General features: G+C 55.4%; 15 protein-coding genes. 7 read left to right on the forward strand and 8 right to left on the reverse strand.

Annotated features, from left to right (window positions below; genetic code table 11):
* Positions 1-3: 3 nt before the first annotated feature.
* The 3 genes from FUU19_RS13780 to FUU19_RS13790 are packed head-to-tail and all read right to left on the reverse strand — an operon-like array spanning position 4 to position 1,808.
* Positions 4-654, reverse strand: coding sequence for an anti-sigma factor (locus FUU19_RS13780; protein ID WP_141968418.1), 651 nt, complete (start codon positions 652-654; stop codon positions 4-6).
* Positions 651-1,199 carry an RNA polymerase sigma factor gene (locus tag FUU19_RS13785; protein WP_141968416.1) on the reverse strand — a complete coding sequence of 183 codons (549 nt, stop codon included), beginning with the start codon at positions 1,197-1,199 and terminating at the stop codon, positions 651-653. Before FUU19_RS13785 ends, FUU19_RS13780 begins: the two co-directional genes overlap by 4 nt.
* Before the next feature lie 45 nt (positions 1,200-1,244).
* The gene (locus FUU19_RS13790) at positions 1,245-1,808 is read right to left on the reverse strand and encodes a fasciclin domain-containing protein (protein ID WP_141959428.1); all 564 of its coding nucleotides are present in this window, start codon (positions 1,806-1,808) and stop codon (positions 1,245-1,247) included.
* Positions 1,809-2,160: 352 nt separating this feature from the next.
* Between FUU19_RS13790 and FUU19_RS13795 the strand changes: the two genes are divergently transcribed.
* The gene (locus tag FUU19_RS13795) at positions 2,161-2,391 is read left to right on the forward strand and encodes a biofilm development regulator YmgB/AriR family protein (protein ID WP_084827704.1); all 231 of its coding nucleotides are present in this window, start codon (positions 2,161-2,163) and stop codon (positions 2,389-2,391) included.
* A gap of 208 nt (positions 2,392-2,599) precedes the next feature.
* Here the strand turns inward: FUU19_RS13795 and FUU19_RS13800 are convergent, their stop codons facing one another.
* Positions 2,600-3,289: an alpha/beta hydrolase gene (locus FUU19_RS13800; protein ID WP_197834373.1), complete on the reverse strand. Its 690-nt coding sequence runs from the start codon at positions 3,287-3,289 to the stop codon at positions 2,600-2,602.
* An 828-nt stretch (positions 3,290-4,117) separates the two neighbouring features.
* On the opposite strand from FUU19_RS13800, the gene FUU19_RS13805 reads away from it, so the two are divergent.
* Positions 4,118-4,294, forward strand: coding sequence for a GhoT/OrtT family toxin (locus FUU19_RS13805; RefSeq protein WP_025159799.1), 177 nt, complete (start codon positions 4,118-4,120; stop codon positions 4,292-4,294).
* A gap of 274 nt (positions 4,295-4,568) precedes the next feature.
* Here FUU19_RS13805 and FUU19_RS13810 read toward each other — a convergent pair whose 3' ends face one another.
* Entirely contained in the window at positions 4,569-4,862 is a 294-nt protein-coding gene (locus FUU19_RS13810; RefSeq protein WP_230490902.1) for a hypothetical protein, read from the reverse strand.
* Between the two features lie 225 nt (positions 4,863-5,087).
* Between FUU19_RS13810 and FUU19_RS13815 the strand changes: the two genes are divergently transcribed.
* From FUU19_RS13815 to FUU19_RS13825, 3 genes are all read left to right on the forward strand, one after another.
* Positions 5,088-5,570, forward strand: a complete 483-nt coding sequence (locus tag FUU19_RS13815; RefSeq protein WP_141968410.1) for a hypothetical protein — start codon at positions 5,088-5,090, stop codon at positions 5,568-5,570.
* A 306-nt stretch (positions 5,571-5,876) separates the two neighbouring features.
* Complete coding sequence (locus tag FUU19_RS13820; RefSeq protein ID WP_230490901.1) at positions 5,877-6,437, forward strand: 3'-5' exonuclease; 561 nt, start codon at positions 5,877-5,879, stop codon at positions 6,435-6,437.
* A 77-nt stretch (positions 6,438-6,514) separates the two neighbouring features.
* Positions 6,515-7,708, forward strand: coding sequence for a multidrug effflux MFS transporter (locus tag FUU19_RS13825; RefSeq protein WP_230490900.1), 1,194 nt, complete (start codon positions 6,515-6,517; stop codon positions 7,706-7,708).
* A gap of 8 nt (positions 7,709-7,716) precedes the next feature.
* Here the strand turns inward: FUU19_RS13825 and dadX are convergent, their stop codons facing one another.
* The gene (dadX, locus tag FUU19_RS13830) at positions 7,717-8,790 is read right to left on the reverse strand and encodes a catabolic alanine racemase DadX (RefSeq protein WP_141968406.1); all 1,074 of its coding nucleotides are present in this window, start codon (positions 8,788-8,790) and stop codon (positions 7,717-7,719) included.
* Positions 8,791-8,866: 76 nt separating this feature from the next.
* Positions 8,867-10,171 carry a D-amino acid dehydrogenase gene (locus FUU19_RS13835; RefSeq protein ID WP_060423866.1) on the reverse strand — a complete coding sequence of 435 codons (1,305 nt, stop codon included), beginning with the start codon at positions 10,169-10,171 and terminating at the stop codon, positions 8,867-8,869.
* Positions 10,172-10,713: 542 nt separating this feature from the next.
* Here FUU19_RS13835 and FUU19_RS13840 point away from each other — a divergent pair.
* Positions 10,714-11,031: an antibiotic biosynthesis monooxygenase family protein gene (locus tag FUU19_RS13840; protein ID WP_141968402.1), complete on the forward strand. Its 318-nt coding sequence runs from the start codon at positions 10,714-10,716 to the stop codon at positions 11,029-11,031.
* A gap of 45 nt (positions 11,032-11,076) precedes the next feature.
* Here the strand turns inward: FUU19_RS13840 and zinT are convergent, their stop codons facing one another.
* On the reverse strand, positions 11,077-11,727 hold the full coding sequence (gene zinT / locus FUU19_RS13845; RefSeq protein ID WP_141968400.1) for a metal-binding protein ZinT: 651 nt from the start codon (positions 11,725-11,727) through the stop codon (positions 11,077-11,079).
* Between the two features lie 312 nt (positions 11,728-12,039).
* On the opposite strand from zinT, the gene FUU19_RS13850 reads away from it, so the two are divergent.
* Complete coding sequence (locus FUU19_RS13850) at positions 12,040-13,575, forward strand: SpoVR family protein (RefSeq protein WP_141968398.1); 1,536 nt, start codon at positions 12,040-12,042, stop codon at positions 13,573-13,575.
* Positions 13,576-13,628 lie beyond the last annotated feature (53 nt).

Genomic DNA, 13,628 nt, shown 5'->3' on the forward strand with positions numbered 1-13,628 from the left:
CAATCATAGAGTCAACTCACCTGAATACAACACGGGGCCGGTCGGTTGCTGGCTCGGTGAGCCACCTAACGGCTCCAGGCTGATGGCAATCGTTGCTCCTTTAACTAAATCAGCATCTGCCAAATAAAACTGACTCACGCCTTTCACGTTCACGAGTCCAATTGAAACGGGTTTATGTCCTACAGGAATCAGCCATAGTTCAAGACTTTTCCCGTCCGGAATAGCGGCGAGGCCTAAGGGGGTTATACGAACAATTTTTCTTTGACCGTCTGAACTAACGACCCACGTCCCTTGATTCGTTCCATTCAGCACAACTAGCGGTTTCAGCTCTGGCGTACGCCAATAAAACCACGAACTCAGGCTCAATGCGCCCAATCCCGCAGCAAGCCCCCATGCAATATAGTTTCGCACGCGCCGTCGGGGCGAAGCGTATCGAGGCAGATTTAATTCGATTCTTTTCCAAACGCTTTCAGGGGGCGATATTGGCGTGATATCGATATCCAGCCCTGACCAAATACTTTGCCATTTTCCAACCTGGTTAGCTAAAACGCTATCCGTTTTCAGACGGCGCTCAAAATGCAGCCGAGCATTCCCTCTGAGCGTGCCAAGAGCATATTCTGCAGCCAACATGTCATCACTTTCGCGTCTGTTCATAGGCCCAGGCAATCCTTTAGATGTGCTAGCGCCCTGCGGACCCAGCTTTTTACCGTACCCAGCGGTTGCTGCAACCAATCAGCGATATCCGCGTGCGACATCCCTTGATAATATGCCAAAGCAATACTTTGCCGTTGTTCAGAAGTCAGATGCTTCAAACAGTCATTTAACTTTTTAGCCAGCTCCTCCTCATCACCCTGGCTTTCATTTTCCGACTGAGGGATTTGATCGCTATATTCTTCTTCCAGTTCCACATGGCGCCCGTGCCGGCTACGCAATCCATCAATACATCGATTCCTTATAATATGAGTAAGCCATGTCATAGGCGAACTCATGGTAGGGTCATAATCTCCAGCACGTTGCCATATGGTAAGAAAGCCGTCGATCAGAACCTCTTCTGCCCACTGACGATTACGCAACATGCGTAGCGCAACGGCGAATAAACATGCGGATGTCGAACTGTACAGGCGTTCAAATGCTCGGCGATCGCCATTAGCGATCGCCTTTAAGCACATTATCTGGTTTTCTTTCAACGAGTGATCCATGCCATTCCTAAAGCGGTTAAGCTTTGCCCATTTCGAGTATAGGCATTACTTTGGCATTAGCACGGTATCAATAACCTCAATTACACCGTTTTGCTGTCGCACATCATAGGTGCTGATGTTGGCGACGTCGCCTTTGGCATCTTTGATCTGAATATTATGCGGACCGTTATTCATAAACCATAGCGACTGGCCATTGACGGTTTTGAGTTCCGCCCGTCCTCCGCCTTGCTCAATTTTTCTCTCCAGAGCTTTCATGTCATAGTTCCCCGCCACGACGTGATAGGTCAACACGCTGGTCAACAGAGTTTTGTTCTCAGGTTTTAGTAGATTATCCACCGTACCGGCAGGCAATTTGGCGAATGCGGCATTCGTTGGCGCAAAGACCGTATAAGGTCCTTTGCCTTGCAAGGTATCGACCAAGCCGGCAGCTTTAACCGCCGCAACCAGCGTCGTATGATCTTTTGAATTCAGCGCATTTTGCACAATGTTTTTTGAGGGGTACATCGCAGCCCCCCCAACCATCACGGATGCCGAATCAGCGGCAACGGCCAGGGTTGCGGCGCTGAACAATAATGAGCCGGTGAAGATAGTGGAGATAAGCGTTTTCATGATTAAGTCCTCAACGTAAGCGGAGCGGAAGTGTCGCTCATTACTGATATACGCATGAGGGGCGCCAAGTGGATGCACGGATGGCAAAAAATAACGCAAAAGGAACGAGCACCTTTACAAAGATCCCTAACAAATACATGCTCCGGTGCTGACAGCCACTTTCCATTCTTTCTTCTGAGGTTATTCCTAAACATTCGCCTCCACGCCTGCGCGGCTTGATAGGAATATTCCCATTCAGTTATCGTTACTTTATCGCTTAAGTCCTTTCCTAAGCGAAATTTGCCTCATTTTATTTTTCCATGGCTTCTCAGCCCGCCACGGTGGGCATTTACCTGTCAGCAGGTTAGACATCATGATCGACTACACTCTCTTTGGCCTCAACAAACAAGATGTTGATGAATACCATAAGCAAATTTGCTGCCTGCTCGGCAAAAGCGTGCTACTGGTGCTGACCGCCAACAAGCCGATAACCAAACAGAACCTGCTCGCCTGCCTTATCCAGGAGGTGGAAAAACAGCCCGATGATTATTTTCAGAGACTGCATCGTGCAGCAATAGAAATGATCGGCGTCAACGGACGTTAAGGCGATATGCGCAAGGCGGAAATCTACGCCATTATTGCCACCCTCGTGGTGTTAATGATGATGTTCATCATTAACCTCGATAGCGATATCAACCCTTATCCCTAATAAGCGCCTATTATGCCGGCTCTTTAGCCCGGCGTAATAGGCAGCGAAGGCATACTCGGTTACAGGCTGTCACCTTTTAGCCAGATGACCTTCCTGCCTTGCTTTATACAGAACCGGCCGCTTCGTCAATCAATCCCGCCACCTCTGCGGCATGGGAAACCAGCGAAGCATGGCTGGCATTCAGCACCATGACTTTCTTTGCCTGCAGCCGCTGCGCCATATGCCGCTGATTCTCCGGCGCTATCATGCGATCGTCACTGGAGAGTTGATACCATGACGGTTTATGTTTCCAGGCGGGTTCATTGATAGTGTTACCGAAGGTATCGGCCAGCGGAGCCTTCTGCGCCACCGCCATCACCAGCGCCTCATCAGCGGTCAGATCTTGGCAAAAGCTCTCATGAAACTTGTCGGCTTTGATCCACAGATAGCCGTCGCTGTCCGGGGCCAGATTCGCGACCGCCGCAGGGGGATGCGCTTGCGTAATACCGCCGGGGCTTTCTCCAGCGTCCGGCGCAAAGGCGGCAATGTAGACCAGGCCGACCACGTTAGGCTGGTTGCCCATTGCCGTGATCACGGCACCACCGTAAGAGTGCCCCACCAGCAATACCGGTCCCGCTTGCTGCGCGACCATCTTGCGCGTGCGTTCCGCATCCTCGGCCAACGAGGTCAGCGGCATTTCCACCGCATGCATCGCCGAATATCCCTTACGCGACAACTCGAGGATGACCTTACTCCAGTGCGCGGCGCCGCCCCAGAATCCGTGTACCAGCACGATGGTTGGTTTTGTGCTCATTGACGACTCCTTCATCTCATATAGAGGCGCTGTAGACAGGTCAACAGCCGCCCTTCGGGACGCGCCTTACTGCCGGCGACGTCGCGCGATCCCCATTTTATATAGTTAGCCTCGCGGCATTCGGCAATAGCTACGACGGGTTAAGGGGCCGATTTTCAGACGCCGTCATGACCTTGCGAGGCGGCATAAGCCGTGGTGACAGCGCGAAAAATAGGATTAAAACTAGGATTTTTACCCATGTCGATCTAAAATCTCACGCAAAAACAAAGACAAGTAAATCCTATCTGCCGGGAAAAGGAATGTAGTTGTGAAGGAAATGATCTCCATCGTTTTGATGACGTGCCTGCTGGCGCTGCTGTTTTCGTGGCTGTTCGTCTACGGTCTTAACATTCATTAAACCTGCGGCGGCAATAAATACCCCTCCCCAACTGGCAAACAAGCGCATCGGGACGATGCGCTAAAACCGCCCCCAAAGCGCCCACGAAAGCAAAACCTGACGCTATCTTGCCTTAACCTTTCCGCCCACAGATACATCAATAATATTTACAGATAACAGTCCTATCCCCTTTCGGCATCCCGCGCCAACTTTTTTCTTACCTGGCGCAGCCCCGCCAAAGTGAGGGCTTGCCGACGCAAAATGTTACCGGTAACTATGTTGTTGATTTCTTTTCGTAATAAACGTAAAGCTGTTAATAACCCTGTGTTCTTTATAGAAATAAATTATGCAATCTTATGGATAAAGGTTGGAATTAACGGCCGTGGGTCATTGATTATCGCCCGCCAAGCTCCTAGAATTCGCGCGTAAAAATACAACTGGGATCGGGTTTCATGTCGTCGCTGTGGGTTGCAACGCAATACTGTTATTTTATTGGTCTGTTAGTTTCTATGGTTTTCACCTACCTGGTTAGCCGGGACACCGTCAAAATTCGCTGTATCAGCGCGCTGACCATCGGGTTAACCTGGCCGTTGAGTCTGCCGGTCGTGTTGCTGTTTTCGCTGTTCTAATCCCCCAATAGACCTCGCGGCGGGCTTGGGTTTTTAAACAGCCATGCTAATGAAAAAGGGAAGGCCGCCGGCGTCGCGGTTTTTTGACGTGGGATAAAAAAAACGCCAGCGCAAGGCTGGCATGAAAACTGGAAGCAATGTGAGCAATGTCGTGCCGGTTCGGGGGGCACAGAAGGAGACAACCCTTTCCCCTCACCGGCCAAAAGATGATAATACGTCTCATTATTGATTGTAAAGTCATTTCCCTGCGCGACTTTTTCCCTTTGGTAAAATATCAGCCGCGCGCCGCTCGCCAGCACCGATACAACCGCCCGGCGCCCCACACCAGCAGCCACAGCAAAATATTCACCCCCAACCATAGCATCAGCAAGTAGAAGAAAGTTTGATAACCGGGTATGCCCCGATCGGCCAAAAACGGGTTAAAGTGCAAAAATTTGACGATCGCGAAGGGGTTAAGATTAAAACGGTTGAACACGGCCGCCGTCAGCAGCGGCGGCAACAGCGTGTAAAAAGCCAGGCTGAACAGCAGCAGAATCTTAGTACCCGAAGTGTTTTTATAATCTTTCATATCAATATATTACGTCTTTCATCAGGATGCGAAAACTGCCAAACACTCACACACCAGCCGACCCCGAGAGAGAAAAAGAGTTCCAGGCCAGCGCGGAAATAAAGCCGATCCTGTGTTTAATCGTCATTTAGCGCCCGGGTGATATATACCCTGTGAATTTTAAATTACGATGCCGCCGCGCCGTCTTCAACCGTCGCGTTTGCCTGGCGTCATCAGGAGGCATTAATGAAACCGGACGCACTCTCCCTGCCGCCGAGCCCGAAAAAACTCAAAGTGATCTACGGCTGGTATATATACGTGATCTATATCCTGCTGGTTTTCAACATTTACATGGCGGTCTACAACGTCTGCGTTCGGCACCCGCTTGAAGCGCCCCTGCTGTCGCTGTTTCACAGCCTGTTCCTCGCGTTGATGCTGCAGCAGGTGCTCAAGAAGAACGTCGTTTTCGCCTGGATCTTGCTGAGCTATTTTATCCTGATGCGCCTGTATTACGCCAATGTGCTGCATGTGGAGTTCACGCTGGTGAGCCGTGGCCTGGTACTGCTGATTCTGACGCTGCTGCTTACCGGCGCCGTGGCCGTCGGGCAACTGGCCACGCCCCCGCAGCGGCATGATTGGCTGGCGCGGCTGGGCTGGCGGCAATGGGGAGCGCTCACGGCGCTGGCGGCCATCCTGACCCCGTTGATTACCACTGACTATCTGGGATAAACCCGACGCTATTTGGGGATATGGGGTTCGGAAATATCTACGATGCGGCATATTTTGGTGTAGTTGCCCGCCTTCTCACAGATCTTGTCCGTGACAAACACGCTAAGGTAGCCCAGCAGCAGCAAGTAGCCAACCATGCACAGAATAAAGATAAGCGTTCTCACCGATAGCGACCAACCAGACAAGAGTATCCCAAACATCATAACCTGAACGCGGCGCTTTAAAAGGATTTCATGTGCGCACCGGCCGCATCGGCGCACGTTCTGTAGTAACATTAAGCTACCCCACCAACCACCGGAAACGCCGATGCACCATCTGATGTTAGATATTGAAACCCTAGATATAAAACCCAGCGCCGTCATTCTGGTGATTGCGGCGGTGTTTTTTGATCCCCGAACCGGGGAGCTGGGCGCCGAATTCGAAGCCGCCGTCAGCAGCCAGAAAGACCAACCGGGCCGTACCATCAGCCTGGATACGGTCGCCTGGTGGGCGAAGCAGTCCGATGAAGCGCGCAAGCAGGCCTTCGGCGGCACCGAGAGCCTGAAGCGCGTGCTGGGCAGCCTTAGCCGCTTCATCCATATGAACAGCACCGATACGGTGAAAGTCTGGGGCAACGGCAAAGAGTTCGACTGCGCGATCCTCGAGCATGCCTTCCAGCAGTTGGAAATGCCCTGCCCGTGGAAATTCTGGGATACTCAGGACGTGCGCACGGTGATCACGCTGGCGGAACTGCACGGCTTTAACCCGAAAAAGACCCGCCCGTTCGAAGGCATGCCGCATCGCGCGCTGGATGATGCTCGCCACCAGGCCCGCTATGTGGCCGATACCGTCTCGGCGCTCTATTACCGCCAGGGGGCGCAGCGCTGACCCGCTTTGCCCCTTTTCATTTGCCGCCAGAGTCTCTACTCTAGCCCTCTTTGTCACTCGGACGTGCCTTTCCTGTTATGCAAAAGTTTCTGTTTATGCTTCTCAGCCTGGTGCTGCTCGGCCCATTAGGCATCGATCTTTACCTGCCAACCATTCCCGCCATTGCTGTCGGCCTGGGCAGCAGTGAAGCGCTGATCCAATCCACCATATCGCTGTTTATACTGGTGCTCGGCCTCGGCCAGGTCATCGCCGGCCCGCTGGTCGATAACTATGGACGCAAGCCGGTGGCGCTGGCCGGCATTATCCTCTACATGATCGGCGCCGCGATGGCGGCGCTGGCCACCAGCCCGACGGTTTTCATCGCTTCGCGTCTGCTGCAAGGGGTGGCAGTTTGCTGCACCGCCGTCGTCGCCTTCAGCGGCGTGCGCGATCGCCTGAATGGTGACGATGCTGCCCGCGCTTTCGGCTTTCTCAACGGCACGCTGAACATCATCCCGGCGCTGGCACCGCTACTCGGCGGCCTGCTCGCCGAAGCCTTCGGCTGGCGTGCCCCTTTTTGGTTCCTGGTCGGCTATGCGCTGCTGGTGTTGGTGCTCATCGCGCTGCGCCTGCCGGAAACCCGCCCCGCCGACACCGTGCCGGTCAAAGGGCTGCCGGTACGCCAATATGCGCGCATCCTCAGCGAACGCCGCTTCCTCGCCTTTGCGGTGGTGAACTCCGGGGCGATGGGCATGGCGCTGACTTACGTTTCCCTGGCACCGAACGTGCTGATGGGTACCGCCGGCCTGACCCCGCTGCAATTCTCGCTGGTGTTCGGCGCCAACGGTTTCTGGATCATGCTGGTCAGCTTCTTCGCCAACCGCATCATCCACAAGGTTGGCCGCCCGGTTTGCCTGGCGACCGGCGGCATTTTGATGGGGCTGGGCTGTCTGAGTCTGCTGCTGGGCGTCCTGCTGTTGCCTGCGATGGCGCAAGCACACTGGCTGGCGTATATGCTGCCGGTCGCCAGCGCCTGCGCCGGGTTGGCGTTCGTGATGGGTCCGGCCACCAGCTACGCGCTGGAGCCGTATTCCAATGAGGCCGGCGTCGCGTCCGCGCTGGTCGGTTTCGTGCAGATGGCGGGCGGTGCCGCGCTGGGTTTGGTGGCGATGGCGTTGCCGCTGCAACCTAAGCTCTCGCTGGCGTTGGTCATGCTGGCGGGCTGCCTGCTGGCGCTGCACGCACGGCCGCTCAGCAAGCAGATTAAAGGGCAGATTAGAAAAGTCGCCTGAGCCGCGGCTCAGGCTTCGGTGACGACCGGCACCCGCGCCGCTAACGCCGACAGCAGCTCATAGCCTAACGTCCCTGCCGCCGTGGCCACCTCGTCCACCGGCAGGCGTTTCCCCCACAGCTCCACTTCGGCGCCCAGTTCGACTTGCGGACAGGGCGTCAGATCCACCGCCAGCATGTCCATCGATACCGTTCCCAGTGTGCGCGTCAGCACACCATCAACCCATACCGGCGTACCGGTCGGCGCATGGCGCGGATAGCCGTCGGCATAGCCGCAGGCCACCACGCCGATACGCTGTGCGCCGGCGGCGCTATAACGGCCGCCGTACCCCACGCGATCGCCAGACTTCAGCTGCTGAATGCCGATAATCTCGCTGCTCAGCGTCATCGCCGGCTGCAGTCCCGTCGACGCAACATCATTCCAGCTACCGCTCGGCGAAGCGCCATACAGAACGATCCCAGGGCGAATCCAGCTGCCATGGGTCGAAGGATGCCACAGCGTGGCGGCCGAATTGGCGAGGCAGCGCGGCAGCGGTATATCGGTAGCCGCCGCCTCGATAGTGGCCATCTGCTGGGTTACGCCTTCCGGGCCGTCGGCGGTAGCGAAATGGCTCATCAGCGTCAGCTCGGCGATGTTGGCAACCGCCTGCGCCCTTTGCCACACCTCACGCAGCCGCTCGGGTGCGAACCCCAACCGATTCATGCCGCTGTTCACTTTCAGATAGACATTGAGCGGCGCGCTCAGCGTGGCGTCGGCGATCGCCGCCAGCTGCCAGTCACTGTGCACCGCCGTCGTCAGACGATAACGATCGAGCAACGCCAGATCCTGCTGCTGGAAGAAACCTTCCAGCAGCAGGATAGGCCCTTGCCAACCCGATTCGCGCAGCAGCACCGCTTCGGCCAGATCCAGCATGGCGAAGCCGTCGGTTTGCGCCATGCTGCGCCAAACGTGTTTGATGCCGTGGCCATAGGCGTTGGCTTTGACCACCGCCCACACTTTGGCGCCGGGGGCGAAACGGCGTACCACCTGCAGGTTATTTTCAATCGCGCCGAGATGCATCGTGGCGGTTATGGGACGGGGCATCAGTTCTCCTTGGGGCAGCATACAGCGGCCACGCGCGCCTGCGCGTGGCCGGGAAAGTCTATGACAGCGTCGACGACTAACGTGCGGGATGCACGTCGTTCAGCGGAACCGCGTGTTGCTGGCGAAACCCGGCGCTGTAACGCGCCACCGCCAAATCGTCGGAAGGGATCGCCGGCGTAATGCCGGACATCAGGTCGGACAACAACTGCCCGGAACCGCAGGCCATCGTCCAGCCCAACGTGCCATGCCCGGTATTGAGATACAGGTTCTTCAGCGAAGTGCGGCCGACAATTGGCGTGCCGTCCGGCGTCATCGGCCGCAGGCCGGTCCAGAACGTCGCGTCTTCCACTCTGCCGCCGTTGGGGTAGAGATCGCGTACCACCATCTCCAGCGTTTCGCGCCGTTTTTGCTCCAGCTGCGTGTTGAAACCGACGATCTCCGCCATGCCGCCAACGCGAATACGCTGGTCGAAGCGCGTGATGGCGATTTTATACGTCTCATCCAATACCGTAGAGAACGGCGCCGCCGCTTCGTCGGTGATAGGAATGGTCAACGAATAGCCCTTCAGCGGGTAAACCGGTATCGACACCAGGCCGCGCAACAGCGCCGTGGAGTACGAACCGAACGCCACCACGTAGCTATCGGCCTTGAACACTTCCTCACCACACTGCACGCCGGCAATCTTGTCGCCCTCCACCAGCAGGCGATCGACGCTGCGGTTGAACAGAAAAGTCACGCCCGCCTGCTCTGCCATCTTCGCCAGCTGTTGCGTAAACAGCTGGCAATCGCCGGTCTCGTCGTTCGGCAACTGCAGGCCGCCGGTCAGCTTGTGCGCCACCTGGGCCAGCGCCGGCTCAACGCTGGCGAGCTGGCTGGCCTCCAGCAGTTTGTAAGGCACCCCGGCATCTTCCAATACCGCAATGTCTTTCGCTGCGTTTTCGAACTGTTGCTGGGTGCGGAACAGCTGCAGCGTGCCGCCCTGGCGGCCTTCGTATTGGATCCCGGTTTCCTGCCGCAGCGCCTTGATGCAGTCGCGGCTGTATTCCGCCAGGCGCACCATGCGGCCTTTGTTAGTCATGTAGTGTTCGGTGTTGCAGTTTTTCAGCATCTGCCACATCCAGTTGAGCTGGAAGCTGCTGCCGTCGAGGCGGATCGCCAACGGCGCATGGCGTTGGAACATCCACTTAATGGCCTTCAGCGGCACGCCCGGCGCCGCCCAGGGAGCGGCATAGCCCGGTGAAATCTGTCCGGCGTTCGCCGCGCTGGTTTCCAATGCCGGGCCAGGCTGGCGATCGATCACCGTCACCTCATGCCCCGCCTTCGCCAAATACCAGGCACTGGCTACGCCCACCACTCCACTACCTAAAATTACCACTCGCATCGCTGACTCCAGCCCAAGGCTTCACAAAGCATAATCTTCTGCTCACAGGAAATTAACTCAGTGAAAAAATCCGTCCAACAACTTCGTCATCAAACGTGACAATATTCACAATTAATTTATCGTCGATGGGCTCAGCATTTGCAATAGCCACCTGAAAATAGCGATAAGATGCGGTTTATGGGGGAATATGGCGTCGTGTCGCCGCTGAATCGACATCAATGCTATCAATGATAGCAAGGAAAAAAGGCGTGATAAGCAACAATGATTTAACAGAATATAAAAATACCACCCAATATATAAACAGAATAAAAAACCAATAAAATAAAAAACATCAACATAACAAACAAAGCGAGGTGTCTCTCCCCACAGCAGAAAAATCGCGTAAAATTTCAGCGCAACATTAACCCTTCTTTTAATGATGGAATAAAACGGCCGATTATCTTGGCCCCGCTCGTATGTGTTGAGTACTGCAGCACGATATGAACGTTAAAGCCGCAAGCAAGCCCTAAAATTCACACTGTCGCTCTTCCGGAGAATCCCTTATGTTCATCGCCATCTACCGGTTCTCAGTCAAAACCGGACACGAACAAGCCTTTCGCCAGGCTTGGCTTGAGTTGACCCAAGGCATCTATCTGCAACGCGGCAGCCTCGGCTCCCGCCTGCATCGTGATGTAGGCGGGCAGTTTATTGGCTATGCGCAGTGGCCAAGCCGCGCCGCATGGGAAAGCGCCGGTGATATTCAGCTGGATGAACGCTATCGGCAAGCCCGGGAACGAATGCGCGCGACGTTATTGGCGGATGAAACGTTATTTGAAATGGCAGTGACGGACGATTACCTGCAAATCAGACCGTTTGATTGAGCACAAGCCCACGCAAGCGGGCTTGTGGTTGCGGGGAAAGCGGCATCAATGATGCAGCATCTCGTCCACGACTTCTTTGGTCTGCAGCTGGAAGGGATAATAGGTCGGCCAGTTGTCCATCTCTTTCAGCAACGCCTCCTGCGACGTGTTGCCCATAAAGATATGGAAATGCGCTGATTTGCGCGGACCGATAATGTGATCGCTGAACTGCACGAATTTCGGCGCCAGGCTGCCGGCATCCTGGCATTCGAACAGATAACGCACGCCCTTTTTACCGGAGACATACGTCAGGATCTTATGCCCGGCGTACTTATACTGACAGGCGCTGGATTGGTCGCCACGATGAAACTCCATGACGCCGTTCTCAATGCCGATAGTATCCACATCGGTGGCATACCCTTTGCGGTAATACGCCTTCACTTCTGCGAAGGTCTTGCTCTTGTCCTGCGCCGCCTTCTTCTTGAACACCGGATCGAGATCCCCATTGAGCAGATAAGGATACACGGATTGCCACACGCCCTCCCAATCCGCCAGGTCGCGATCTTTGACGTCTTTATCGTCGAACACGCCCGCTTCCGCCTTTTTTTCCACTTCCGTCAGCGGTTTGCCATGTGAATGATGCCCGTGGGCAAGCGCCTGCCCGCTGATAAACAGCGCTGCCAGCGCCACCGCCAGTTTGCCAAAATGCCTCGCCAAAAGATGCTCCTTGTCCATCATTGAGAAAATGAAAAGTTATAATATAACATAACAAATTTCAATCCCTGCCGCGCTGCAGAGTTGCTATTGCGCCCCTCTGCCGCAGGGTTATACTCGAAAAGGAAGCGTGGTGCTGTGCCGCCTTCTGCCGGGACGGACGCGGCACCGGCGGGCGCTGGATTGACTGCCGTTCGCACCCCTGCGTACCGACATTTTTATTTCACTGATTTGCAACGGTTAATTATGACTTGAACTATGCTTGTTACAGGGCCTGCCGTTTGAGCGAGGCCCGTGAATAATGAGGGTGCGCTGATGACTACTTCAACACGTGAAAAGGTTAAGGATGATAAACGTCTGAGCGATGGACCGGACTGGACGTTCGAACTGCTGCAGGTGTATTTGGAGCAGGTCGACCGCGTCGCCAAACATTACCGGCTCGACACCTACCCCCATCAGATCGAGGTAATCACCTCCGAACAGATGATGGACGCCTATTCGAGCGTCGGTATGCCGATCAACTATACCCATTGGTCCTTCGGCAAGAAATTCATCGAAACCGAGCAGCGCTACAAACAAGGCCAGCAAGGGCTGGCGTATGAAATCGTCATCAACTCCAATCCCTGCATCGCCTACCTGATGGAGGAGAACACCATCACCATGCAGGCGCTGGTGATGGCGCACGCCTGTTATGGCCACAACTCGTTCTTCAAGAATAACTATCTGTTCCGCAGCTGGACCGACGCCAGCTCCATCGTCGATTATCTGCTGTTTGCTCGCCACTACATCAGCCAGTGTGAAGAACGCTACGGCGTCGAAGAAGTGGAGCGGCTGCTGGATTCCTGCCACGCGCTGATGAACTACGGCGTCGACAGGTACAAACGTCCGCAGAAAATCTCGTTGGTCGAAGAGAAGGCGCGTCAGAAAAGCCGCGAAGAGTATCTGCAAAGCCAGGTGAATACGCTCTGGAAAACCCTGCCGCGCGTCGAGCGCGAAGAGTCTCCGGAGCAGGCGCGCCGCTATCCGAGCGAACCGCAGGAAAATATCCTCTATTTCATCGAGAAGAATGCGCCGTTGCTGGAACCGTGGCAGCGTGAGGTGCTGCGCATCGTGCGCAAAGTCAGCCAGTATTTCTACCCGCAAAAGCAGACTCAGGTGATGAACGAGGGGTGGGCCACCTTCTGGCACTACACCATCCTCAACCATCTGTACGACGAGGGTCGGGTGACCGAGCGGTTTATGCTGGAGTTTTTGCACAGCCACACGAATGTGGTCTATCAGCCGCCGTATAACAGCCCGTACTATAACGGCATCAACCCTTATGCGCTGGGCTTCGCCATGTTCCAGGACATCAAGCGCATCTGCCAATCGCCGACCGAAGAAGATCGCTACTGGTTCCCGGACATCGCCGGCAAAGACTGGCTGGACACATTGCACTTCGCCATGCGCGACTTCAAGGACGAAAGCTTTATCAGCCAGTTCCTGTCGCCCAAAGTGATGCGCGATTTCCGGTTGTTCACCGTGCTGGACGACGATCGCAACAACTACCTGGAGATTGCCGCGATCCATAACGAAGCCGGTTACCGGGCGATCCGCCAGGAGCTGTCGGCGCAATACAACCTGAGCAACCATGAGCCGAACATTCAGATCTGGAACGTGGACCTGCGCGGCGACCGCTCGCTGACGTTGCGCTACATCCCACAGGAGCGCGCACCGCTGGATAAGAGCCGCCGCGACGTGTTGAAGCACCTGCATCGCCTGTGGGGCTTCGACGTGATTCTCGAGCAGCAAAACGAAGATGGCAGCGTAGAGTTGCTCGACCGTTGCCCGCCGCGGCCGACGCCGCTGTAACCGCCACAACGACAAAGGGCGCCGCAGGGCGCCCTTTCTTATTTCATGAATAC

This window comes from Serratia montpellierensis (assembly GCF_020858655.1).
Lineage (GTDB): Bacteria > Pseudomonadota > Gammaproteobacteria > Enterobacterales > Enterobacteriaceae > Serratia > Serratia montpellierensis.